The 24,209-nt window shown below is 49.0% G+C and carries 21 protein-coding genes; 14 read left to right on the forward strand and 7 right to left on the reverse strand.

Annotation, left to right across the window (positions count from 1 at the left end):
• Positions 1-78: 78 nt before the first annotated feature.
• A complete protein-coding gene (locus KS4_RS17035) occupies positions 79-1,401 on the reverse strand; it encodes a nucleotide sugar dehydrogenase (RefSeq protein ID WP_145081082.1) in 1,323 nt (440 codons plus the stop codon).
• A gap of 305 nt (positions 1,402-1,706) precedes the next feature.
• Between KS4_RS17035 and KS4_RS17040 the strand changes: the two genes are divergently transcribed.
• The 3 genes from KS4_RS17040 (at position 1,707) to KS4_RS17050 (ending at position 5,491) form a co-directional block, all read left to right on the forward strand.
• The gene (locus KS4_RS17040; RefSeq protein ID WP_200761395.1) at positions 1,707-2,849 is read left to right on the forward strand and encodes a glycosyltransferase family 4 protein; all 1,143 of its coding nucleotides are present in this window, start codon (positions 1,707-1,709) and stop codon (positions 2,847-2,849) included.
• 153 nt (positions 2,850-3,002) lie between these two features.
• The gene (locus KS4_RS17045; protein ID WP_145081088.1) at positions 3,003-4,769 is read left to right on the forward strand and encodes a peptide ABC transporter substrate-binding protein; all 1,767 of its coding nucleotides are present in this window, start codon (positions 3,003-3,005) and stop codon (positions 4,767-4,769) included.
• A gap of 140 nt (positions 4,770-4,909) precedes the next feature.
• Entirely contained in the window at positions 4,910-5,491 is a 582-nt protein-coding gene (locus tag KS4_RS17050) for a DJ-1/PfpI family protein (RefSeq protein ID WP_145081091.1), read from the forward strand.
• Positions 5,492-5,570: 79 nt separating this feature from the next.
• Here the strand turns inward: KS4_RS17050 and KS4_RS17055 are convergent, their stop codons facing one another.
• The 4 genes from KS4_RS17055 to KS4_RS17070 all read right to left on the reverse strand — a co-directional run bounded on the left by KS4_RS17055 (position 5,571) and on the right by KS4_RS17070 (position 10,449).
• Positions 5,571-6,224, reverse strand: a complete 654-nt coding sequence (locus KS4_RS17055) for an HAD family hydrolase (protein WP_145081094.1) — start codon at positions 6,222-6,224, stop codon at positions 5,571-5,573.
• A 43-nt stretch (positions 6,225-6,267) separates the two neighbouring features.
• Positions 6,268-8,517: an amylo-alpha-1,6-glucosidase gene (locus tag KS4_RS17060; RefSeq protein ID WP_145081097.1), complete on the reverse strand. Its 2,250-nt coding sequence runs from the start codon at positions 8,515-8,517 to the stop codon at positions 6,268-6,270.
• Between the two features lie 252 nt (positions 8,518-8,769).
• Positions 8,770-9,696, reverse strand: coding sequence for an ABC transporter permease (locus tag KS4_RS17065; protein ID WP_145081101.1), 927 nt, complete (start codon positions 9,694-9,696; stop codon positions 8,770-8,772).
• Positions 9,697-9,789: 93 nt separating this feature from the next.
• The gene (locus KS4_RS17070; RefSeq protein WP_145081104.1) at positions 9,790-10,449 is read right to left on the reverse strand and encodes a hypothetical protein; all 660 of its coding nucleotides are present in this window, start codon (positions 10,447-10,449) and stop codon (positions 9,790-9,792) included.
• Positions 10,450-10,597: 148 nt separating this feature from the next.
• On the opposite strand from KS4_RS17070, the gene KS4_RS17075 reads away from it, so the two are divergent.
• From KS4_RS17075 to KS4_RS17125, 11 genes are all read left to right on the forward strand, one after another.
• Entirely contained in the window at positions 10,598-11,023 is a 426-nt protein-coding gene (locus tag KS4_RS17075) for a hypothetical protein (protein WP_145081107.1), read from the forward strand.
• Positions 11,024-11,285: 262 nt separating this feature from the next.
• Complete coding sequence (locus KS4_RS17080; protein ID WP_145081110.1) at positions 11,286-13,187, forward strand: hypothetical protein; 1,902 nt, start codon at positions 11,286-11,288, stop codon at positions 13,185-13,187.
• A gap of 240 nt (positions 13,188-13,427) precedes the next feature.
• The gene (locus KS4_RS17085; protein WP_145081113.1) at positions 13,428-14,057 is read left to right on the forward strand and encodes a hypothetical protein; all 630 of its coding nucleotides are present in this window, start codon (positions 13,428-13,430) and stop codon (positions 14,055-14,057) included.
• Between the two features lie 445 nt (positions 14,058-14,502).
• Positions 14,503-15,669, forward strand: a complete 1,167-nt coding sequence (locus tag KS4_RS17090; protein ID WP_145081116.1) for a GNAT family N-acetyltransferase — start codon at positions 14,503-14,505, stop codon at positions 15,667-15,669.
• Between the two features lie 250 nt (positions 15,670-15,919).
• Positions 15,920-16,405, forward strand: coding sequence for a hypothetical protein (locus KS4_RS17095; RefSeq protein ID WP_145081119.1), 486 nt, complete (start codon positions 15,920-15,922; stop codon positions 16,403-16,405).
• A gap of 398 nt (positions 16,406-16,803) precedes the next feature.
• On the forward strand, positions 16,804-17,523 hold the full coding sequence (locus KS4_RS17100) for an adenylyl-sulfate kinase (RefSeq protein WP_200761396.1): 720 nt from the start codon (positions 16,804-16,806) through the stop codon (positions 17,521-17,523).
• Between the two features lie 119 nt (positions 17,524-17,642).
• Positions 17,643-18,386, forward strand: coding sequence for a ParB N-terminal domain-containing protein (locus KS4_RS17105; protein WP_200761397.1), 744 nt, complete (start codon positions 17,643-17,645; stop codon positions 18,384-18,386).
• A 91-nt stretch (positions 18,387-18,477) separates the two neighbouring features.
• Positions 18,478-19,365 carry a hypothetical protein gene (locus KS4_RS17110; RefSeq protein WP_145081127.1) on the forward strand — a complete coding sequence of 296 codons (888 nt, stop codon included), beginning with the start codon at positions 18,478-18,480 and terminating at the stop codon, positions 19,363-19,365.
• A 57-nt stretch (positions 19,366-19,422) separates the two neighbouring features.
• Positions 19,423-19,875, forward strand: coding sequence for a hypothetical protein (locus KS4_RS17115; RefSeq protein ID WP_145081130.1), 453 nt, complete (start codon positions 19,423-19,425; stop codon positions 19,873-19,875).
• 61 nt (positions 19,876-19,936) lie between these two features.
• Complete coding sequence (locus KS4_RS17120; protein WP_145081133.1) at positions 19,937-21,634, forward strand: hypothetical protein; 1,698 nt, start codon at positions 19,937-19,939, stop codon at positions 21,632-21,634.
• A gap of 197 nt (positions 21,635-21,831) precedes the next feature.
• Positions 21,832-22,779, forward strand: coding sequence for a DMT family transporter (locus KS4_RS17125; protein ID WP_261341895.1), 948 nt, complete (start codon positions 21,832-21,834; stop codon positions 22,777-22,779).
• A 22-nt stretch (positions 22,780-22,801) separates the two neighbouring features.
• On the opposite strand, the gene KS4_RS17130 is transcribed toward KS4_RS17125, so the two are convergent.
• Positions 22,802-23,107, reverse strand: a complete 306-nt coding sequence (locus KS4_RS17130) for an MTH1187 family thiamine-binding protein (RefSeq protein WP_145081139.1) — start codon at positions 23,105-23,107, stop codon at positions 22,802-22,804.
• A 109-nt stretch (positions 23,108-23,216) separates the two neighbouring features.
• Positions 23,217-24,176 carry a hypothetical protein gene (locus tag KS4_RS17135; RefSeq protein WP_145081142.1) on the reverse strand — a complete coding sequence of 320 codons (960 nt, stop codon included), beginning with the start codon at positions 24,174-24,176 and terminating at the stop codon, positions 23,217-23,219.
• Positions 24,177-24,209 lie beyond the last annotated feature (33 nt).

The raw sequence follows: 24,209 nt of genomic DNA on the forward strand, positions 1-24,209 counted from the left end.
GACATTAAATATAAGTACAGATAGAAAAACTGCAGCGATCTAAACCGCTGCAGTTTGTTTGTTGATGACGCTAGTTTGTTATGCACTGACGATGTTGTCGTACTTGTCTGTGAACTGACGCATGGCTCCGCGAGTATCGATAATGAGCTTCGCATTCTTGGCGACAAACTCGTAGTCGTATGCGGCATGGTTCGTTGCGATGAGAATGGCATCGTAACCAGCAAGTGATTCGGCGGAGAGTTCTACTGATTGTTTATTAACGTTGGGGTAATGACGCATTTTGTGAGTAGCTGGAACGTGAGGGTCGTTATAATCAACTGTTGCGCCAAGGTCTTCGAGCTGCTCAATGAGTTCGAATGAAGGTGATTCACGCACATCATCGACATCGGGCTTGTACGCGAGGCCGAGGATGAGGATTTTCGATGTTTTGAGCGCTTTACCATGATCGTTGAGCGCGAGCATTGTCCGCTGAACAACGAATGATGGCATTTCATGGTTGACCTGACCGGCAAGCTCAATAAAGCGTGTTGTTTTACCAACTTCTTTAGCTTTCCATGTGAGATAGAACGGATCAATCGGGATGCAGTGGCCTCCGAGTCCGGGGCCTGGGTAGAAAGCCTGGAAGCCAAATGGCTTGGTTGCAGCCGCGTCGATCACTTCCCAGACATCAATATCCATCGCGGTCAGAATGATCTTCATCTCATTCACAAGTGCGATGTTTACTGAGCGATAAACGTTTTCGAGGATCTTAGCTGATTCAGCAACTTCTGCTGAGGAAACGGGGATGATGTCAGAGATCGCATATTTATAGAGTTCCACCGCAAGATCGGTTGATTCCTTATCAAGGCCGCCGACGAGCTTAGGAATGGTTTGCGTGTTGTGTGACTTGCGGCCTGGGTCTTCGCGCTCAGGTGAGTATGCGAGATAGAATTCGCCATGCTTCAAGCCAGTTTCTTCGAGAATGGGGAGCATAACGTCGCGGGTCGTGCCGGGATAGGTCGTCGACTCAAGAACGATGAGTTGATCAGGGCGCAATGTTTTTGCGACCAACCGTGTGGTGTCCTCAACGTATGAGAGGTCCGGATCCATATGCTTGCCCAGCGGGGTTGGAACACACAGTAAAAGTGCGTCAGCTTCGCCCATCCGTGACATGTCAGCGGTTGAATCGAACGTTTGGCCGTTAGAACCAGCTGTGAGCATGTCTGAAACAAGGTTTTCGCCAAGATGCTTCAGATAGTTCTCGCCTCGGTTGAGCATTTCAATCTTGGCAGGGTCAACATCAAAGCCTAAAACGGAAAAGCCAGCATCATAAAAGGCACGAAGGAGCGGAAGTCCGACGTACCCGAGGCCAACAATACCGATACGGGCTGATTTCTGCGTTATTGCGTCGTTTAGATTCATATTGCTCTTGTTTCCGTGTCTCGCGTGGAGGGCGCCTAGGTTCTCTATGGCTTGATTAATCGGCTAATATGTAATTGATTTCCATTTCGATTGCAATTATTTGCATATTGTAAGGCAATGTGAATGGTTTGTGAGGTGAAGGTAAAGTCTGTTTCAACATGATCTAAGGTGATTTCGCAGATGTTTGGTATTCTGTAAGATCTGATTCAACGATATATAGAGCAGATACATCAAGAATGCTGCATGTTGACGTGAATGACAGGTTCGCTGCACCGGCTGCTTGTGGAGGAATAATGACCGAGTCGATGGATAAGACAACACGCGTTTTGATCGTGCAGCCTGCACTTCCGAAATATCGCATCCCTGTGTTCAAAGAGCTTGCTACGCGTGTTGGTATCGATCTGACTGTACTTCATGCGACCGAATCTGATCTGAAAAGTGAACAGGCTGAAAGCTTCAAAGACATCAAAACAAGTGATAAGAAGATCAACTCACCAGTTGGCCAACTATTCTGGAACCACGATCACCTCAAATATGCAAGCAAAAAGCATACCGATGTCTACATTATCGTCGGAAACATGCGATACCTCTCGTTGATCCCAACAGTAATCAAAGCAAGACTCAGCGGCGTAAGAGTCGTATTCTGGACACATGGATGCTCCAAACAAAAGAGTAGACTCAGAAGCGCATTACGCGAGAGTATCTATCGCTTAGCTCATAGTATCGTGTTTTATACCGACACTGTTCGCAAGCAATTTGAAGACGCTGGCTGGAATCCAAAAAACTTGTTTGTCGCACCAAACAGTATTGATCTTTCACCGATCGACAAGGAAATTCAGCATTGGAAAAACCGTCCTGAAGCGTTAGAAGCTTTTGCAAAAGATAATCAACTCGAAGGCAAACGTAATATCATTTTTGTTTCACGTTTCTCACCTAAGAATCGATTAGACCTTTTATTCAAAGCCGTTGAACGACTCGTCCGCGAGGGTATGCACGACCTGAAAGTGATCTTGATTGGTGGCGGTGATGACGTTCGTCAAACACTCGAAGAGCAAGCTGCAAATCTCAAAATCCAAAACAATATCATCTTCACTGGTCCAATTTATGAGGAAACTGAGATCGCAAAATGGATGCTTAACGCCCAAATTTTCTGCTATCCAAGCAACATGGGACTGAGCGTACAACATGCTATCGCGTATAAGCTGCCTGTCATCACATCCAATGAACCCCGCCTACATGGCCCGGAAATTGAATTGATCACAGACAACCATACCGGCCTGCTCTACGAGAACGGCTCCGCAGATGATCTTTATCAAAAACTACGCTTACTACTCGAAGATGAAAACAAGCGTAAGCAACTCGCGGATCAAGCATACCATCGCCTCACACATGAATACGGCATCTCAAACATGGTCGATGGACTCGTCTCATGCATTCGCGGCAAATAAACCGTCATTCGCATCTATTTCCATACCCCACCTACCTTTACAGCTAAATTCTTTTAGAACGTTTCGGCTCAATTAGTGCAATCTTCTATCATTTTCACTCAAGTTTTTATATATTGAATCACTGAATCAATTGGTTTAGGTTTGGAGCTAAATATGATCTTGAAAAACGCCCTTGCGGCTGCGTGCGCAGCAGCGATCTCTATCTCTCTCATCGGCTGTGGCTCGAACACGCCCGAAGCAGATGTCACATACCTCTCGACACTCTCTCACAGCTATCTCGACCCGCAACGCATGTCTTGGCTACACGATCTGCGTGTTGCAAAAAACATGTACGAACCTCTGGTGAAATACAACTTCATTTCTCACAAAATCGAACCGGCTGTCGCTGATAAATGGTCACTCTCCGAAGACGGAAAAACCTACACCTTCCACATCCGTGAAAACGCTCAATGGTCCAACGGCGACAAAATCACAGCCGACGATTTTGTCTACGCGTGGCGTCGCGCAATGTTACCCGACCAAGCTGCTTCCTATGCTGAGCTCTTCTTCCCAATCAAAGGCGCACACGAATTCTTCACATGGCGTGCTGATCAAACCAAACAGTTCATCAAAGACAACCCCTCCGGCAGTCAGGAAAAAGCCGACGCGCTCTGGATACAAACTCAAGATCAATTCAATAACAATGTTGGCGTTAAAGCGATCGATCCAAGCACCATAAGCATCGAACTTGAGCAGCCAACACCTTACTTCCTCGAACTTGCCGCGTTCATGACCTACTCACCCGTCCATAAAAAATCGGTTGAAGCCGTCACATCCATCAACGCAGATACCGCAATGGTCATTACCGATTCTACCTATTGGTCAGACTCATCGCGCGTCATTCACAACGGCCCATACCAACTCAAAGATCGTAAGTTCAAACGCTCCATCCTCATGACAGCCAATCCACACTACTGGAACAAGGCTGCGATGAAGAACAACTCTCTACTCGAACGTATCATCGAGAACCCCGAAACTGCGCTTCGAACTTTCGAAGATTCACGAGAAAACATCGACCTGTGGCCAGATGTCCCAACCTCTGGCTCACTTGGCGAAATGCTCATCGAAGGCTATGAAACCGGCTCTCGCAAAGAAGTCCATATCATGCCCGCCGCCGCAACATACTTCTACAACTTCAATACGATTGCTGAAAAAACATCGTCCGGCGAACCCAACCCACTGCGTGACGCTCGCGTTCGCCGCGCACTCTCCATGGCCATCGACCGCGATTACATCGTCAATCGTGTCACACGCATGAAAGAACCCGCCGCCACAACCTTCATCCCCGTAAGCGTGATCGGTGGCTACAACCCACCAACCAACATCGGCCTCAAACTCAATATCGAAGAGGCCCAAAAGCTACTCGCAGAAGCCGGCTTCCCCAACGGCAAAGATTTCCCAACCCTCACACTCCTCTATAACACCGGTTCATTCCATGATAAACCTGCACAAGCCGTTGTAAAAATGTGGGAGGATAACCTCGGCATTAACATCAACCTCCAAGGCCTTGAACCTAAAGTTTTCGGCGATCGTCTGCGTCGTAAAGATTTTGAAATTGCACGAGCCTCATGGTTTGGTGATTACCCCGACCCCACCACATTCCTCAACAAACTCGCCATCACATCCAACAACAACGACACCGGCTGGAGCAACGCTGAGTACAACGAATTACTCCAACAAGCATCTCTCGAACGCGATCCCGCCAAACGGATGCAACTACTCCAAGCTGCCGAAAACGAGCTCGTCAAGGACGCTCCCATGGCCCTGCTCTTCCACTTCGTTCAAATCCGTCTTTTCGACGACACGAAAGTCAAAGGCTTCGCCGAACAGGACAACCCTTGGAATCATTTTGATTTCTATAAAGTCTCAGTGGAACGCTGACTTACACACGATTAGACCAACCATACAAGCCGCTTACCCAAGCGGCTTTTTAATTGACATAATGCTCACACTAGACCCGTACATCCCACTGTCATACGATATTATTGTTGCCGAAACATCGAACACATGGAGAAATAAAAATGTCAGCCAAAAATATTCTCATCCTCGCCGGCGACTTCGTCGAGGATTACGAAATCATGGTTCCCTACCAAATGCTTGTTATGGTCGGGCATAATGTACACGTCGTTTGCCCGGATAAGAAAAAAGGCCAAACCATCCGCACTGCCATCCACGACTTTGAGGGTGATCAAACTTACACCGAAAAGCCCGGCCACAACTTCGCACTCAATGCATCCTTTAAAGATATCAAGCCCGAAAACTATGACGGCCTCGTCATCTCAGGCGGCCGCGCACCCGAATACATCCGTCTTAATGATCGTGTACTCGAAATCGTCCGTCATTTCGCCAACACCAACAAACCCATCGCCGCAGTCTGCCATGGCATCCAAGTCCTGACTGCCGCTGATGTCGTGCGTGATTTCACACTCACCGCCTACCCTGCTGTAAAACCTGAAATCGAACTCGCCGGCGGTAAATACATCGACATCGCAATGGATGCCGCCCACGTCGATCGCAATCTCGTGACCTCACCTGCATGGCCCGGACACCCCGCCTTCATTCGTGAATTCCTCAATCTACTCGGAACAACCATAACATGCTAAAGAATCAATATACGTAAATATAAAAGCCGCTTACATCATGAGTGTAAACGGCTTTATGTTTAATCACTATTCTAATCAATCACCACAACACATCGGGTAAGTGCACTGCTACAAGACCGCTTGCCACCCAATCCGCACCTGCACCTCTAAGCGCTGATTCGTTAAATGTAGTCGTCAATCCCAGCACGCGGCAACCCGCCGCCTTACCAGCCTCAACCCCCGCTACCGCATCCTCAACAACTAGACAATCCTCGTACTTTTCACTCAATCCGTCCGCTGCAATAACAAAACATTCCGGATCTGGCTTATGCCGAGTAACATCCGACCCTGTGACAACTACATCAAAATCTTCCCATAACAAACCGATCTGATTCAGATTATCCTTCACCTTAATCGTGTCCGCTGAACTCGCAACGGCAGTTTTGATCCCTCGCGCCTTAACCTCTTCAATAAATTCTTTAACCCCCGGATAAGCCTCTAAGCGATCTGCGATCACCTGACTATAATTTTGGTAAGTCAGTACTTTATCCCCTTCCACATCCAACTCAATACCATACTTCTCAGCAACACCACCTAAAAAGCGAGCCTCACCCGTTCCCGTAAAAGGCACAAAATCCAACGGCTTCACCTCCGTATCATATTTCTCACGAAACATCATACGCGCCGCCTCAATAATAAAGGGCTCGCTATCACATAACACCCCATCCATATCAAATATGATCGCTTTTATCATCGAATATCCTCACCCATAGGATCGTACAAAATCTATCTAATGGTTACTTACCCCGCTCAATCATCATCAACACACGAAGTACTTCACTAATCGACCAAGCCTGCGCCCAACATCCTACCGCACGATGTGAGTATGCCGCCTTCGCATCTTCAATCGGCTGCGCCTCGAAAATTTCGTGCAGCTGCCCCACCCCACGACCAAGCACACGCTCGCATAACGGCTCTATCACGGCAAACGCTTCCTTACGAGATTTCTTGCTGAATTTACCAACACGCAACACACCCTCTGCAAACGCACCAATCGGCCACGGCCAGATCGTCCCCTGATGATAAGCTTTGTCACGATTAAATTGATCCCCCGTGTAATACCGCTCAAACTGCGGATTATCCTCGCTAAGTGTTCGCATCCCAACCGGCGTCAACAATTTCTCCCGCGCCATCTCTAAGACGCGCTTAGCCTTGGCCTGAGGCAGTGGCGAATGTGGCAATGAAATCGCAAACACCATGTTCGGCCGAATCGCGCTATCCTTATGCACATGACCATTATCACCCACATGTACACAATCAAACAGGCAGCCCAAATCTTCCCGCCAAAACAAATCAATAAAACTCTTCTTCACAAGCCCCGCTAATTTACCATACTCCGTTGCATGCTCAGGCATCTTCGCATCACGCAACGCTTCCTTCAGGCTCATCAGCGCGTTATACCACAACGCATTAATCTCCACAGGTTTCCCATACCGCGGCGTAAACGCAATCCCATCACGCTTCGCATCCATCCATGTCAACTGCGATTCCGGATCACCTGCATGGATCAAACCATCCTCTTCCATGTGAATGTGATAGTCCGTCCCCACACGATACGCCTCAATAATCTTCACACACGCCTCAGCCAGCCACTCACGCCAACTCGCCTTGTCACCCGACAACTTCACATACTGCACCGCCGCATGAACAAACCACAACGATCCATCCACCGTGTTATAGTGCGCCGCCTTGTCGTCATAATCATCAAACAGATTTGGCACCAAGCCGTTCTGAATAAACCGCGCGAATGTCCGCAGCGCACCCTTCGCTTCTTCATACCGCCCCGTTGTCAGCATCAACCCCGGCAGCGCAATAAACGTATCCCGCCCCCAATCTGCAAACCACGGAAACCCCGCCAATATCGTCGACAATCTTTCATCACCCACCCAACGATCAACCACAAAATCGTCTGATGCAATCGCAAAATTATTCGCCAACTGCCTAATCAGCGCTTTGTCCCCAACAATACTCTCACCCTTCTTCCCATCATGCGCCAGTTTATTGGCAATCTTCTCCAAATGAACCAACCGCTCAACATTCTCTCGTTCTGGCTCGGCCGCTTGCTCACCCAGCGCAATCGTCACCGTCACCTCATACGCACTCTCACGGTCAACCGCTTTCTGCATCCGCGCCTGATCCAACTCCACCGTAAACATCCCCGGAATAAAATAATCTTCCTGATCACCTAGTCCGCGATCACGCTCAACACGGTAATAAACGTTGTACCACCAGTCCTGCGCCTCGCCGAACCATCCCTCACTCGCACTCAATGTCGCCGCCGTATCGCCGCGCCACACCCGCAGCACTTTCCCATCGCCTGCAACTCGAGGCTGCTCCGGATCATCATGCCTGAGCAATTCATGAAAATCTCGAATCAACATCATTGGCGCCAACTGCAATACCCCGCCCTTAAACTCTTCTGCATCAAACCCCCACATCCGATACGTCAGAGTCGCCGCCTGTTTCTTCCAATGCAGGTTAATTCGACGCTCAAATCCAACATTATTCCACTCGTACACCCATCCAACATCCAGACCGCGCTCAAACGATTTGAGCATATGCAGCCCCTGCGGCGCATAAACCGTTGCTTCCCCTTGTTCATCGCGAAACTCGCAAGTCGAAAACTCCAAAGACTGCATCGCTTCATTCTCTTTCAGCAAATCCAGCCGCTCGACCATCTGCCCCACCAATAGCTCTCGACCCACCGGCGGATGCTTGCACGCACACAATAGCCCATGATATCGCCGCGTATTGCTCCCAATCACCGTCCCGCTGCAAAACGCCCCCGTACCATTGCTCAGTAGCCACTCTTCCTCAACCATCTCGCGCACACCACCCGCCTCATCAAACTTGTGTGTGACCCACGCCTGTTCCGCCTCTATCATCGTTTCGCTCATCTTGTGACTCGCTTTTTGTCGCCAATCTGTTGCTTCAACACCTGCACCATCACCCAGATGCACCACATCCAAAACTGCCCAGCTTATCATCTTATCGGCAAGCACCCAGCTTTCTTACAATCTCAAAGCCAATTTCACGGAAATTAAATACCAAAATTTCTTTTTCATCTCTCCCACCCCTTTTTCAAACTTCGCCCGTTCAATTTCAACCTGCATCTAACACCAAAACTACCTGCAAAAACAAATGATCCGCGTCGTAGATAAATTTCGAGCGAACACCAAACAGATGTTAAGAAAAAATCGCAGAATGGAGGAGGAGATGCGGAGGGAACGAAAAGATGACTATGACAGATCAATCCGAGGGTCGACCCACGCATACGCAATATCCACCACTAAATTAAACAGCACCAACATGCTCGCATACGTTAAAACCACTGCCAGTATCAAGAACTGATCCTTGTTCAACACAGCATTGACAAAATGCTCACCCATTCCAGGAATATTAAACACTTTCTCAATCACAAAGCTACCCGTCATCACGCTCGCCGTCGCCGGCCCCAGATAACTCACCACCGGCAAATACGCCACCTTCAGCGCATGCTTGAATAACGCCTTGTTCCGACTCAGCCCCTTTGCCCGCGCCGTCCGCACAAAATCACTGCTCATCACATCCGCAAGTCCCAACCTTACCAGCCGCGCAATATACGCACTCGGCATCAGCCCCAGCGTTATCGCAGGCAAAATCACCTGATCGATTCGCCCCCATCCCCCGGTCGGAAACCACTGCAACATCGTTGCAAACACCACCAAAAACAAACTCCCCACCACAAAGTTCGGCAAACTCACACCAACCAACGTCAACGCCATACTACTAAAATCCAAAAACGTCCCCGGCTTCAACGCACCAATCACCCCGGCCATCGTCCCCAAAAACACCGCCACAACCATCGCCGCCGCACCAACCTGCACACTCACCGGCAAGCTCCCACCAATGATGTCACTCACCTTCTGATCCTGATAAAACAAACTCGGCCCAAAATCACCCTTCGTAAACACATTCTTCAAATACGTCGTCCCAAAATTCCACGGATTATCCAGGTTGTACTGACGCTTCATCGCCTCAACCACCTCCGGAGGCGGCCTTTTCCCACTTTCCGCATTCTCCAACGGGTTCCCCGGGATCACCCACACCAACACAAACGTCACCAAAAAAACCACCGACACAATCACCGGCAACTGCAATAACCTGTATACAATCAAACGAAGCATAAGCACCCATCATCTATAGATATACGAATAGCCACCTCCCGAACCAAAACCATTCTACTCTCGCCTCTCTAACCTCACCACCTTTATCTCAACCTACAACCGTTCCTCACCCTGCTCATCCGCATCTTCCTCTCGTTCTTCTTCAGCTTTCTCCTTTTTCATCTCATCTTCACCCTTCACTTTCAACAACCCCAAACAACGTTCATTCAGACTCTCAAACCGCGCCGCATATTTCTTCAACTTATCTCTGCGAGCATCGTTCACCTCAATATTCGCCAGCCCCGCGCAAAGCGCCGCAATATACTCCGTTGCCTTCGCCTGACTCAGCACCATCACCAGCTCACTCTTCTGAATCTTCCCTCCTAAAATCGTCTTCCGTGTTCGCCCCTCAATCCAATTCCGCGCCCACTGCTCAACCTCAGGCAAACCATTCCGGTCCATCAGCACACCATTCGACTTCAACCGTCCGCTAATATCGCCCAGCCATCCATTTATATCCTTCGCCGCCTCCTGAACATCCTCCAGTAGATCCCCCACCTCCCCGTCATAATCCCTCACCCACGTCACCAATCCCACCTTCGATTCCTGCCCCGCCAAACCAACCAGCAAGCTATACCCATTGGTCAACGATCCGGCCCGCTGCGATCCCGCAATCGGCTCCTTCCTAAATGGGTTCCAACACCCCCCCGCCAACGCGCACACCACCAATAACACCCCAATCAACACCGCATTTTGAGACTGTCTATTCTGCATTTGCATATATCAATCTTCGTACATCCCCCCATCCTGACACCAACATTCCTAATCCCCTGCCCACTTTCATATCACACCTCCCCGCCTATTATCCCGCATCACCCGCTTCCACCTTTTTTTAATCCTCCTCATTCAAAGGAGATACATCATGAATACCCCAAACAGAAAATCCCCATTCGCCACCCTTGCAGCCATCCTCCTCGCCCCGCTGTTCCTCTTCTCTCTCTCATGCTCCTCAGACGCGACCAAACAAACCCGCTCAGATACCGTCACGCAACCCTCCTCAGATGAAAACCAAATGAACAACGATCAGTCTAATGGCGAACAAAATTTCTCTGAAACCCAAGGCGAACGCGACGTCGTCCCCAACAACTACGCCTATGAATCCCAACCACCTGCCATCCCCGATGCCGACACTTCTAACGCGCCTCCATACGAAGGCAGCAAAGAACCCGTCCCCGATGAGTTCCCCTACAACGACTATGAACCACAATCACCAGACAACACAAACAGCAACTCAGAACCATACCAAGGCGAACGCGAAATCGTCCCCGAAGACTACCCCTACCAATAACATTCAACATCTTGAAATCTAAAAAATTCACGCCAATCCCAGCCTGCGCTGGGATTTTTCATAGACCCCTTCCTTCCCCATTCCCGACCCTTGATCCTCACATAAAACATCCTATGTAATGATTCGCAAAACCAGAGTGTGAACCCTCGACAGCCAACTCACGTAGATACTTCAGCATTTCTTCATTGACTACTGGCGCGTCGCGTAAACTTTGAAGCCCGCCGTTCTAAACATCAACTCTCCTCTTCCGGAGGTTTCTCACATGCATTGGATCATCTTCAACGCCCTGCTTACCCTCCTCCCCCTCACCTTCCTCCTCCTCGCCCTTCGCGGCAAACCCATCGACCAACACCCCGTCTGCCGCAAATGCCGCTACGACCTCACCGGCCTTAAACCCCCACTCACCACCTGCCCCGAATGTGGCTCCTCCCTCACTTCACCTTCCAAATCCATCCGCATCGGCAACCGCCGCAAAAAACCCGCCCCCATCACCATCGCCGCCTCCTTCCTCTTCCTCACCACACTCTTCACCGGCTTCCTCACCTTCGCTCACTTCAAACCCATCAACCTCAACCAATACAAACCCGTTTGGCTCCTCACCCTCGAACTCAAACACCACACCCTCTCCACCAACCCCACTCGCGTCTGGGATCAGCTCGACCGCATCCACAGCAATGCCCCACTCACCACTTCCCAAGGCAACGCCGCCGCCTCCGCCATCCTTACTTTCCTCGAAGCCAATCCTGATCACCGCTACCTCAGCGGCGGCTGGTCATGCCTATACATGCTCGAAGACCTCACCGAACGCCAACACGTCACCGATGACAACTGGAACCGCATACAAAAAAACCAACTCAAGCTTATTAAAAGCTCTAACCAAGATATCGCCAACTACGCAGCCGCATGGCTCTGGCGACTCGGTTACCGACACCACTCACCGAAAATCGAAAAACAAATACTCGAAAAGTTCCACCAACTCCCTCTAAGTGAGCAAACCCCGGACAACCGGCCCATCCCTTACCGCCGCATCTCTCCTGAAACCGAACGTGTAGCCCTCCAAACAACCCTCGAAATCTTCCAAGGCAAATACCCCAACGCCGCCATCAATGACCACTACAAAACCCTCCTAATCACCGGCCCCCTTGATCACAACGGTTACCTCCAGGACTTCGGCCAACAAATCGCTCAACACGCTTTTAAATACACCATCGACACACAACCAACCACAGAACTCAACACTCCCCTCAATATTCAAGTCAAAGCCATCCCCATCGGCAACCAAATATCTAAACACAAAGTACAAATCAAAGTCACAAAACTCACCCTTCTTAGCGAAGACAACACCGCACTACTACTCACAATCACTAAAAGTACTCACAACCAATACTTCTTTCACGCATCACAATCCTTTAACCCAACCCCCATTTGGTCTGACATCCAACCCAACAAACCCTACCGCATCAAAGCCGAACTCCTTGCTCGTATCCATATCGACAGCCAATCCAACGAACCCTCCATCATCGATGAAACTAGCCCCACCATCACACTCACCGCCACCTCCAATCCCTTCACCTTCACCCCAGCAACCATAAAAACAATCAAACTCACGAATAACAAAGCCATGACCGATGCCCTCCAAAAAAGCATCTTCACCACACGCCTCTCAAGACCCCGCCCCGGATTCAAACGTCACAATGAACTCTGGGCCATCTACACCGATCAAACCCACAACGTCAAAAACATGCTCGTTCAGCGCCCTGATATGGCCAAACATTTAGTTTATGCCTACGACCGCAACAAGCAATTACTCTCGCTCCGATACTTCTTCCAATCAGACACGCCCAATGATCGCACCACCTTCTGTTACAAAGCTTCCATTCGCATCGGCGACAACACCTACCCCTTCGGCCATTGCGTCTACTCCAACACCAAACGTAGCCTCACACACCTTCAACTCCATGATTCACCCTTCATCGCCACAAACCCCGATGACCTCAACCACACCACTTGCGATATCATCCTCACGCCCGATCCCCAACACGCTCAAGCCAACACCCAACTCACCGAAATCCTCGCCGCCCCCATCACCATCCCCAACATCAAACTCCGCTTCCTCCACCAAACCGCCGAAGAATATTGGCAAGACAACATCCCATCAAAATAACTCCAAGAACGGTGGCCGACTTAATCTTCACAATCAAGCCGGCCGCTTTTCTTGAGATCACCGACGACAGGGATTATTCAAACTAAGTTGTTCAGGGTAACCCGTTTTTAATAATGGTTGTCCCTTAATTTTCCTCTCTTTTATCCGGTTTTTTTATTTATATACTCGGTTAATGCTGGTACTATTTTGTCACATTTTACTTGTTAGTCATTTTTATAAATATTTCTTTTGGAGTTACACATGTTTCGCAAACTATCTACATGCTCGCTCGCATTCGCACTCGCAGCTTCTGTACAAGCAGCTCAAGTAACATCATCTCAGTCCGAAGATTTCACAGCTCAACATACTGTCGCTGCTGCTTACTACGTTCAACCATTCACCGATGGCAATTCAATCCGAGATACAAATGTTGATACCAAAGTGACCTTTGAGCAATTCAACCCAAATGCCGGCCAACTCCAACAAGTTGTTATCAAATTCCTTGATACCAATTTTGACGGATCTGCTATGTGGTCGCATAACGAACACGCCGCCCATGGAACCATCAGCGAAGCAACTATCAAACTCGGCCCCCTCTCTAAAAAAATTGAATCCAACCTATACTTTGACGATGTTAATACACCCATCCCAGAGCACGTCTACGTTTACAATGTAAACAAGACCGGCGTACTCGCCCAAAAAACAATCAATGTCAAAAATAACTCCAGCATGTTTGTAGGCACAGGTACCATCGATGCAAACGTTAATCTAAGATTATTTATCATTGGCGGCCCAATCAATTTCGGTAAAGTCGCCCTGTTCTTCAATATGTACAACACCGCTGAGTATACCGGAACAATCTCCGTAGATTACATCTACGAAACACCATAATATGTAATTACCATATTCTCTAAATTGCTAAAGCAGCCAACGTATTCGTAGGCTGCTTTTTAACTTTTTCCTCAAACTACCACACCCTTGTAATCGTGCGCGCATTTCTCATCTTCTTCATTTTCTTTGTTCCAAACATCCTGTTTCTCACCACTTTCCTCCCTGTTCCAAACCAAAACGCTCTGTTTCAAACCCAAACCGGCCCTATTCTAAATAGGTGGTTTGTACGCTTATGCGCGACAACCTCCAACCTCAAACGCGCCATATTTCATCACAACTTTTAAGTTTCACGCCCGCAATAACCCCACGACATATCACAACTTAAAAATTCTATCTGTGCGCACAAACATCAAACAGCGCGCACAAACGTGCTGCTAGCCCCACAGGTTAAACACGCTGAATCATCAAAACTTCAGCCAAAACCAACCTCATTGGGAACATCAAAATGTGCGACAATATCCCCCCCACATTGGACAACGCAAAACCCTCATCTCACGGAGTTCAATCACCGCTAGCACATCGTTTTATAACAGGAGGGGGATGGGACATCCGCGCACAAATGCGCATCCGTGAAGGCAGTATGTGCGACTATCATGCGCTTAGCCGCTTCCACTATCGCTCAGCCCGCCCCGGTGCTCCCACCCGCGTCCTCGTTCTCGAACATGTCGCGCACAACAATGATTCAACCCACACACAAACGCTCGCAAAACCCAATCAATCCTTAAACAACAACACGACATATCTTCCAGCCGTGACCGGCCGCACGCACGACGACTCGTTGCACACAACCAACCAACCCTTAGAGCCTTTTGCTTCAATCACTGACACACAAAAACAGGCGCACCCGGCAGCAGCCGCGCGCCACAAATCCTTGTCAGACCATGACCTGACGGTCAAAGAAAACGCAAACCCGCAAAACGCTCTTCATAAACATCAACGTGATGCAACCATCGTCGGCGTGCTCGTCGAGTCACTCCCCGCACTCTCCTGCAGCCTCCGCGACTACGCGCTTAATAGCCGATTCGGCTCACCCCTCACACTCCGGCAGCGCGCAAAACTGCTCAACGCCGAAGTCCGCTGCATCTCCCGTGTCGTCATCCACCCCCAATACCGCGGCCTCTCTCTCGCAGTTCACCTCGTCCAGCACGCATTAACCACTGCCACAACTCGCTTTACAGAATCACTCGCTGCCATGGGGCAGGTCAATCCCTTCTTCGAAAAGGCCGGAATGACCGCCTATTCGCGCCCTCAACACGCCAGAGATGCTCGTCTAACTGCTGCTTTGGCAAGCATTAACATCAATCAGTCTGACTTGGTCCGCATCGCACACGCTGCTGCTCTCATCGCAGGCTTGCCCAACGCGCAATACCTCTGGATCTATGCCGAGCTTAAGCGTTGGGCCAGTAATTACTTACGTGATCGTAAACATCAAAAAACCGCACCTCATAAGGCTCCCCATGACTCTAAGATCCTTCATGATCTCCTCGATCTCGCTCGCAAGCGTCTCTTCTTTAAGCCTTTATATTACCTGCACTTAAACAACTCGGACTGGCCTTCAGGCTACCACGCTGCGGGGACAGATTGTGGATCAAATCTGGACATCCGCGCGTAACTATCTACAACCCCTCAGTCACACTCAAATCTGAGTCAAAAAAACTTGAATTTCATTCAATCAAGTGAAACCTATTTTTATCTAACCTATTGATAATTCATAAATTGCAACCTTCGTGACAGCAGTATGTCAGCGATGGCACTACGAGTGTACGAATCTGAATATTGCCTGATTGACGGTGACAGATTCATGTTGTTGAATACAAACATATACCTAACTTTTTACGAACATTTCTGTGAGGCAATGTAACATGGTACAGGTACGAGGTAGTCTTAAAGGTTTAAGTGAAGAGAATTTACGTATCAATATGGTGAGCCATTCTGAAGAGCTTTTGGATCGGTCGACGCATCTGCCGACAGCTGATCGGGTGTTACTGGAACAGGTGCTGCGGTATGGGTTTACAGCACATGAAATCGGCCGTTTGTCAGGCATTACGTCGAGTTCTGTGTTGCGCCGCGTTAGAAAATTGAGCGGCCGCTTGCGCGATCCGATGTATCGATTTGTGACGGAGAAGGAAGTTCTGATCCCACGGGATCTTAAGGTGACGGCGCGGCTGATCTTTGTAGAAGGTCGAAGTATGCGCGTCGCATCTGAAAAGCAGGGAGTCACGATGCATCACACACGCAAGCGCGTGCAGCAATTACGGATGCTTAAAGAAGCTCACGAACAAATGAACGGTTTAGGTGAAACGCTCAAACGTGAGCGCACCCGCGGGCGGTCGCGTAAACGATCATAATTCCCCTATCTTTAACTATCTAATCATTAGTTCGTTACGCGAACTATAGCCAGTTAGTTACTTTTGATTGTTTATGAAAACATGAATACAAAAAGTGGGGGGGGGGAAGATGGAGATCTGTCAACGGAGGCAGAAGCATAACGTCGCGGAGTGCAGATGGACGGTTGAAAGATAAAGGATGAATAAGGACGGCGTACACAAATGAGGGGAAGCGGATAATGAAAAGTATACGTGTGAATAAAGGATCGGGAGGCTGAAAAGTGGGTCGTAAAAGAAGGAAGTAATAAATAAGAAGAAGGGGGATGGGGCAGGGGGGGGTGAATAAGGCTATGGCGTTGTTGCTACGTGTGACTGTTTGATGAAATGAGTACGGCAGATTCTTCAAGGAGATGAAAGCGATGGGACAGTGTGAATGTGTGACCGTTAAAAAAAGTGTAAAGACGATGGCGGCGGCGAGTGAGCACGTGCTACAGGTCGCGTGCATGTTTGGGTTGGGCGTGGATGAAGAGCGGGAGGAAGTGATTGTGCCACGGACGGAGGTGCCAGTGCCTGATGGGGCGGTGGTGTATGTGACGGGCGCGAGTGGGAGTGGGAAATCGACTATTTTAAGGTTGATAAAATCACAATTACAGTCAGACGCGTCAATGCATTTGATTGATTTTGATGCGATGGAGATTGAGAACGGGGTGGAGCGGAGTTTAGTCGATGGGTTTGATGATGATGCGCCACTGAAAGACGTTTTGCGGTGGTTGAGTATTGCGGGATTGAATGACGCGTTTGTGATGTTGAGGAAGCCACGCGAATTGTCGGATGGCCAGCGATACCGTCTGAAGCTTGCTAAAGCGATTGGTGAATCGGAGCAGGTGCTGAGTCAGGGGAAAAAGGTTGTTGTGTTTGCGGATGAGTTTGGAGCAACGCTGGATCGTGTGACAGCGAAAGTTATTGCAAAGAATGTACAGCGGTGGGTTAGAAGTCATGTAGAAGATAGTGAAGAGGGATCCGTAACGATGATTGTGGCGACAACACATGAGGATTTAATGGAAGCGTTGGAGCCGAGCGTTTTGGTGGAGAAGGGATTGGGGGGTGAGGTTGCGGTTTATAGTCGAGGAGGGGAGTGATTAAGAACTTGAAGATCGGTGGGTTGTCAACCCTCGGTTATTGGAATGATGAGCGGCTTAACATTGGTTGGATCGTAAACAATATTGGTTGGCAATAAAATTGAAAATGAGGATTAATGATGGACAAGCATCGAAGGATACGTCTTGCGCGGTTGGTGGCGCACCCGCTGAATAGCAATGTAATGGATGGTGAGAAATTCGAGAAGTTAAAGGGACATATGGATCGAACGGGGAAGTATCCGCCGATTATTGTCAGGGTCTTAAATGATCGCAGGCTTGGATGTAAACACCCCAGCACCGGTGGTACTGGGCTTGTTAAAGATGTTTCTATTGAGGGGTTAGATAATGGTGTATTGTGCGATGAGTTTGGGGCGGAAATGGAAGTTACAGCTGACGATCTGGCGGGTGAACCGGGGAGGATTGATGGGCGAACATATGAGATTTTGGATGGGCATCATCGCGTGGAGGCGATACGGGCACTGGGATGGAAGTCAGCTGCGTGCGTGGTGTGGGATGTGGATGATGATGAGGCGCTAACGTTATTGGCAACACTCAATCGTCTGAGTGGTGAAGATGATGTTTTGAAACGTGGGCAGTTAGTGAAATCAATTGCGGAACGGATGGGGGAGGGTGCTGATCTTCGCGGAAAATTAGCGGCGCTATTACCGGAGAATCGTGAGGGCGTTAGCAAGTTGTTGGAAGTGGCGGAAGAGAGAGTAAGAATGCGACGGCCGATGGCGTTGGGGGAGATGCCGAGAGCGGTTCATTTCTTTTTGAAGGCTGAGGATAAGCGTCAGTTAGAAAAGCGACTTAAAGAGATTGGCGGATCGAGAGAAGCTGCTCTGATGTCGTTGATTTGCTGATTCCTTCCTATGGCAATCTGAACACATTTTAGACAACACAAATTGCACACATTGCGTTCGAGATTATCAATTAAATTTCTGGAGAGATTCTATGAAGAATGTTTATGTATGGTTTGAGGTCAATACAACTAGTGAAAACTATCTTTCAGACTATAAACAACACGCACTAAATTGGGCAAAAATCGGCACACCAATTGTTACAGGTAAGAAAAATACGGTAGTAGAAGTTATCACCGACATCATGAACACTACCGGGCTGAAAGTTATTCCTGGTATTAAATTAACAGAATTTTTCAGATCGGCTTTCGACGAAAATCCAAATATTACCTGTGATGATCCTCGCATTTGGGATGAAATACGTCATGTATCATCTCAACTCAAACAATTAACAAACAGCAATGATATTGTGTTTGAGAATGAAGGCATGAATACATTTTTGTATCGGTATTACAACATGTCACCAACGGAATACAATGATGAATCATCTGAAAACTTCTTTAATTATCGCGACCTATACAACATTAACTTTGACATACTTGAAGGATCCGTGGCTACACGAAATTGGGATCATAATGTTTGGTTATGGACGGGTGTTTCCGGAAGCAACGATCCTAAGTACACAAAGAGTTTAAGTACAAGCTACGCGATCACAAAATCACTGATTAATGGTTTTAATCATCATGGAAATGATTCGTCTAAATGTCGCTTAATTAAATTAGGGAAAGCTGCATACTCAGGTTCACCCAATAGTACTTTCAGTGCGCTTAATGATGTAATTAACAAAAAACATGATGAAGATGCACTCACTATTATTTATCTTGATGATAGCACTTCAAGCCAATGGGATTTAGATCAAGTCGTAACAGCGATTAGTCATGCAGAAGGTGATGTCATTCTTTACCCGGGTTCTAGTGACATTGGAAATCATGAACAAGTTTGGGATGCAATTAAAAACGAGTTAGTTCGATCAGTTGATTGATGAACCAATGTTTGTGGTTCGTTACTTAACGGTAGCAAACCACATTGGAGGTATACCATGACAAAACGTATAGGCAAAATGAAACGGCGGGAATTGATTGAGGATTTGGTTGATGCAAAGCATGATTTGAAAGCGTTGGGTAAGCGGTATGGATTAGCGGTGGATGAGTTGGCAACGTGGGCGGGGGAACAGGAGAATGCGCGGACACTTGGTGGGCTTTGTTTTTTGGCGGATATGCAGACGCAGCTCATGTTGTCGCGGTACCGGTTGCTGGCGGCAGATCGTTTGGTGAGATTGGCAACTGATGAAGGGGAAGGCAGTTCAAGTGAAGTGTCACGTAAGGCGTGTGTGGATTTGCTCAAGATGGACTTGAAGCGCGCAGATGGGAATGGTACGGGCCGTGATGCGGAAGAGGTTTGTCGTGATAAAAAAAATGCGCCTAACCATGAATTAGGGTTTTTCGATTTGGATGGAATGAGACAGATGCTGTATGGATCCCCCCCCTGTTAAAAATAATGGGTATTGTCAAGATTCAAGTGAGTGTGGTTTGTATTTCTGATTTGAGAGGGTGATGATGAGCAAATTAGCGATTGAAAAAATTCGGGAGTGGGGACGATTGGGCCAATTGTATGCGGTGCGGCCTCGGGATGAGGATGAATTGCATTTATTTGTGAAGGTGGTTTTGGGATTGAATGTGCCACGGGAAGCGCGGTACGAGGGGAATGATGGCGCTTTTGAATATGTGAAATGGGCATATTTTGAAGGATCCCCTCCTATCCCCCCCACTGAAAGAGAAGTGCTCGGGGCTGATGCTGAAGAAGATGCAAGCGAAGCGGGAAATCATGGCTGTAGCAAACACCCCAGCACCGGCGGTGCTGGGCTTGATTATGATGTTGATAAAAATGCGCCTAATGATGTGTTAGATGATATGGCGTTGCGCACAGGCTCAGGGATGAGATCGGAAGATAAGGCTAACGAACAGGGGGGGGACTGTGTGGTGTGGGCGAATCGGGGTGGTGGGAAGACGATGTTGGGTGCGGTGGTAACGTTGTTGGATCTGATGTTTAAGCCGGGGATACAGGTGCGGATTTTAGGTGGGTCGCTGGAACAGTCGGGAAGAATGTATGAGCACTTGTTAGGGCTGTTGGAGCGGCCGATGCTGAAGGGGATTGTGAAGGGGGAGCCGACACAAAGGAAAATTGAGTTGGTGAATGGGAGCCGGGTTGAGATTTTGGCGCAAAGTCAACGGTCAGTGCGCGGTGTGCGGGTACATAAGTTAAGGTGCGATGAGGTGGAGGAATTTGATAAGGATGTGTGGGAGGCGGCGCAGTTGGTGACTCGGAGCGGGTGGTGCGGTGATGTGTGGGTGAAAGGTAGGGTAGAAGCGTTATCGACGATGCATCGAGCGGGAGGTTTGATGGGCCGATTGGTGAGTCAGGGGTGGCAGGTGTTTCGATGGAATGCGATTGATGTGATGCAGCGGTGTGATAGAGAATGTGAAGGATGCGTGCTGGCTGATGATTGTGGGGGCAAGGGGAAAAAGGGGGAAGGGTTTGTAGGGGTTGATGATCTGGTGGATCAGTGGCGGCGGACGAGCTTGGGGACGTGGGAGAGTGAAATGATGTGCAGGAAGCCGCGATTGGATGAGATGGTTTATCCGATGTTTGAGCGAGGAAGGCATGTCACTCGGAAGTTAGAGATTGAAAAAATACGAGGTGAACATGCGCTGAGCCGGTATGTGATTGGGGGAATGGATTTTGGAATACGGAGTTTGGCAGTTGTGCTGACGGCGGAGGTTTATGAGTTAGAAGATGGTAAGCAGGTTGTGCATGTGGTCGATGAAGTATTGGTGGGTGGGATGCGATTGGAGAAAGTTGTGAAGAAATGGGAAGAAGGCCGGGCTAATCGAGAGATAGATTGGCCGCGATGGATGGGAGTAGACCCGGCAGGTGTGGCGCGGAATATGCAAACGGGGCTGAGTGATGTGGCGGTGCTGGAGGAAGCGGGGTATGTGGTGCGCACGGGGCGGGTGCGGATGAGAGAGGGGATCGAACTGGTGAGGAAGATGTTGGATAAAGAGGAGTTGTATGTGCACCCACGATGTGTGGGGTTGATCGAGGCGATGGAGGGTTATCATTTTGACAGACGGCATGTAGGGAGTGAGGAGCCAGTGAAGGATGGGAGTGATCATGCGTGCGATGCGATGCGGTATATGCTGCAAAATTTGGTGATGGGGAAGGGGAAGAAGGTGGCGGTGGGGCGGTATTGAGGGGCATGAGGGAGATGTAGAAGAATAAATAGGTCAGATGGTGCGTTAAAAGGATGACAAAGTGAGATTAAGGAGGGGATGCGATGATGGTCTATTGGTGTGAGTGGGGGGGATGGTCTAAAATGAGCAGGCTGTGATTTTGTACAAATGGGGTGTGTGGGTAGATATGAAGTTAAAGGTCTCGCATGCATTATTTGATGTTTTTGTTTGTTTGTGTGGTGTGGGGGACGAGTTTCATACTGATGAAGTATGCGAGCGTTGTTTTTGGGGCGATGACCGTGGGCGGGGGAAGGGTCATGGGCGGTGCTATCTTTTTGGGATTGATGTTGGGGACGGTTGGGTTGCTGCGTAAACGAAGGCAACGGGGTGTGAGGTTTGGTGTGGTTGCGAAGAAGCGTGTTCGGTTTATGTGGCGACGGCATGGTTTGGGATTGCTTGTGCCGGCGTTTATTGGTTTGGGTTATCCGTTTGCGATGCAGCCGTACTTGATTGGGAAGTATGAGAACAGTTCATTCTTCGGGATGATGATGTGTTTGGTGCCTGTTTTGACGATTTTGGCGAGCGTGGTGATGCTGGGTGTGTGGCCACGCGTGAGAGAGATTGTGGGTGTGGTTGGTGGTGGGGTTGGGATTTGGATGTTGTTTGGTGATGCGGTGGAGCGAGATATTACGGCGATTGATTTTGTGTTGGCAGTGAGTGTGCCGGCGTGTTATGCGGTGAGCAATACGTATGTGAAGAAGAAGTTGGGCGAATTGCCGCCGGCGATACTGGGGGCTTGGGCATTGGGTTTGGCGGCAATTGTGGTCTTGCCGATGGGATTGGTGAGCGAGAGTGTGGTGAGGGATGTGAGCTGGTTACAGATAAGCTGGGCGGTGATGTGTATTTTGATTTTGGGTGTAGTGGGTAGTGGGATTGCGATGTGGATGATGTATGAGATGGTGCAGAAGCGGGGGCCGCTGTTTGCGGGGATGGTGACGTATATGGTGTGCGGCTTTGCGGTGATGTGGGGATGGGTGGATGGTGAGGTGGTAACGAGTGGGCAGCTCATTGCACTGGGTGTGATTTGGTTGATGGTGGCGCTGGTGCAGTGGCCTTCGCGAAAGTCCCGCCCCCAAGAGTTGCCTGTTATCAGTTCGAATGTGTAAACGGTCACTGAATTCTGATGAGCTATTGATTTTGTAACTTTTCTGTGACGGAGTCGATCTTGTCTTGCATGGATTGCGGGCGGTCGATGCGCGTGCCTAGTTTGATTGTGGTGTTGATGCGGGGTGCGCCCATGTCGTGGATGGTTTGATGACATTCTTTGACGGCGGCCATGACGGTATCCCATGGACCTTCGACGTTTGTGCCGTAGGCGTGCATGGAGTGGGAGAGGTTGTGTTTTTCGAAAATGCGTTGGGCCTGGGTGACGTATTTTGAGACAGAGATGCCGACCCCCATGGGTACGATGCAGATGTCGATGATGACGTTCATGATTTGGCTCCTTTTTGTGTGATATGAATTGTAGGTGAGAGATGGGCATTGAAAAAGCCTGAAGTGATATGCTTCAGGCTTGCTGTTTTTAGGTGTTGGCATGGTGAGGTTAGCTGCGCGGTCTTTTTCGGGAAATGAGAAGGAGCGGAAGGGTGAGTAGTGCAAGGGAGGTGGGCTCGGGAACTGGGACGATGTTGATGATTGCGTTTGGACTGAAAAAGCTGTTTGTGTGGTCGTTGACGGATGAGAGGTTGTAACTGAAAGGTGTGCCGTCGGCGAGGATGCCGGAGAAGATGACGTCGCGATCATTGATGACGGCTGGTGCGGTGAGTGTGCTGGTGAGATTGCTGAGGATGGCTGATGCGTTGGAAAGGTTGTCGAGTAGGATTTCGTTGATGGTGAAATTTGAGCCGATGAAATTGAGGATGCCGGTGTCTTGGGCGATGATTCTGTTGATGGTGCCGCCGGAGATGTTGACGATGCCGCCCCATGATGCGGTGAGGCTGTCGGTAATTTCGCCGCCGGTGATGTTGATGGTGCCAGCAACCGAGGTGGCTTCTGTGATGACGGCGATATCGCTGATGTTGAGTGTACTGGTGTCGTAGGCAGTAATTTCAGTTGTTGTTCCACCTGAGAGATTCACGGTTGAGCTGCCGTTGGCATTAAGTCTTTCAACGATTGCGTTTCCAGAAACATTGAAGGTGCTGTGGTTGAGTGGGTTAGCGGTTGCACGAACGATCCCGCCGGTGACGTTAACGACGCTTGTGTCATGGGATTGGAAGGAGTTGAGGATTTCACCGCTGAACAAGTTAACGGTGCTGGTGCCAAAAGAATCGGCAAAGCTATTGAGAGTGCCACCGTTGATGTTGACGGTACTTTCACCAAGTGAGTAGAAGTTGAAATTAGTTGAGCCGGTGCCGGTGAGGTTGAGGGTGTCGCCGCTGATGATCTTATTAGGCGGGGTTTGAGATGCGTCGCTAATGTTATATATGGTCGCGTGCGTGCTTAAGTTAGCTGATAGTGATAGAACGATGGCGCTGAGTGCGCACCATGATTTTACGGTTTTCATATTTATCTCCTCCCTCTGATATACAGAGATGAT

The sequence above is a fragment of the Poriferisphaera corsica genome, from assembly GCF_007747445.1.
Taxonomy (GTDB): domain Bacteria; phylum Planctomycetota; class Phycisphaerae; order Phycisphaerales; family Phycisphaeraceae; genus Poriferisphaera; species Poriferisphaera corsica.

What these genes read in the sequence shown, in the direction of transcription:
- KS4_RS17035 (WP_145081082.1), bottom strand. Translation starts at nt 1,401, where the DNA reads ATGAATCTAAACGACGCAATAACGCAGAAATCAGCCCGTATCGGTATT.
- KS4_RS17040 (WP_200761395.1), top strand. Translation starts at nt 1,707, where the DNA reads ATGGATAAGACAACACGCGTTTTGATCGTGCAGCCTGCACTTCCGAAA.
- KS4_RS17045 (WP_145081088.1), top strand. Translation starts at nt 3,003, where the DNA reads ATGATCTTGAAAAACGCCCTTGCGGCTGCGTGCGCAGCAGCGATCTCT.
- KS4_RS17050 (WP_145081091.1), top strand. Translation starts at nt 4,910, where the DNA reads ATGTCAGCCAAAAATATTCTCATCCTCGCCGGCGACTTCGTCGAGGAT.
- KS4_RS17055 (WP_145081094.1), bottom strand. Translation starts at nt 6,224, where the DNA reads ATGATAAAAGCGATCATATTTGATATGGATGGGGTGTTATGTGATAGC.
- KS4_RS17060 (WP_145081097.1), bottom strand. Translation starts at nt 8,517, where the DNA reads ATGATAAGCTGGGCAGTTTTGGATGTGGTGCATCTGGGTGATGGTGCA.
- KS4_RS17065 (WP_145081101.1), bottom strand. Translation starts at nt 9,696, where the DNA reads ATGCTTCGTTTGATTGTATACAGGTTATTGCAGTTGCCGGTGATTGTG.
- KS4_RS17070 (WP_145081104.1), bottom strand. Translation starts at nt 10,449, where the DNA reads ATGCAGAATAGACAGTCTCAAAATGCGGTGTTGATTGGGGTGTTATTG.
- KS4_RS17075 (WP_145081107.1), top strand. Translation starts at nt 10,598, where the DNA reads ATGAATACCCCAAACAGAAAATCCCCATTCGCCACCCTTGCAGCCATC.
- KS4_RS17080 (WP_145081110.1), top strand. Translation starts at nt 11,286, where the DNA reads ATGCATTGGATCATCTTCAACGCCCTGCTTACCCTCCTCCCCCTCACC.
- KS4_RS17085 (WP_145081113.1), top strand. Translation starts at nt 13,428, where the DNA reads ATGTTTCGCAAACTATCTACATGCTCGCTCGCATTCGCACTCGCAGCT.
- KS4_RS17090 (WP_145081116.1), top strand. Translation starts at nt 14,503, where the DNA reads ATGTGCGACAATATCCCCCCCACATTGGACAACGCAAAACCCTCATCT.
- KS4_RS17095 (WP_145081119.1), top strand. Translation starts at nt 15,920, where the DNA reads ATGGTACAGGTACGAGGTAGTCTTAAAGGTTTAAGTGAAGAGAATTTA.
- KS4_RS17100 (WP_200761396.1), top strand. Translation starts at nt 16,804, where the DNA reads ATGGGACAGTGTGAATGTGTGACCGTTAAAAAAAGTGTAAAGACGATG.
- KS4_RS17105 (WP_200761397.1), top strand. Translation starts at nt 17,643, where the DNA reads ATGGACAAGCATCGAAGGATACGTCTTGCGCGGTTGGTGGCGCACCCG.
- KS4_RS17110 (WP_145081127.1), top strand. Translation starts at nt 18,478, where the DNA reads ATGAAGAATGTTTATGTATGGTTTGAGGTCAATACAACTAGTGAAAAC.
- KS4_RS17115 (WP_145081130.1), top strand. Translation starts at nt 19,423, where the DNA reads ATGACAAAACGTATAGGCAAAATGAAACGGCGGGAATTGATTGAGGAT.
- KS4_RS17120 (WP_145081133.1), top strand. Translation starts at nt 19,937, where the DNA reads ATGATGAGCAAATTAGCGATTGAAAAAATTCGGGAGTGGGGACGATTG.
- KS4_RS17125 (WP_261341895.1), top strand. Translation starts at nt 21,832, where the DNA reads ATGTTTTTGTTTGTTTGTGTGGTGTGGGGGACGAGTTTCATACTGATG.
- KS4_RS17130 (WP_145081139.1), bottom strand. Translation starts at nt 23,107, where the DNA reads ATGAACGTCATCATCGACATCTGCATCGTACCCATGGGGGTCGGCATC.
- KS4_RS17135 (WP_145081142.1), bottom strand. Translation starts at nt 24,176, where the DNA reads ATGAAAACCGTAAAATCATGGTGCGCACTCAGCGCCATCGTTCTATCA.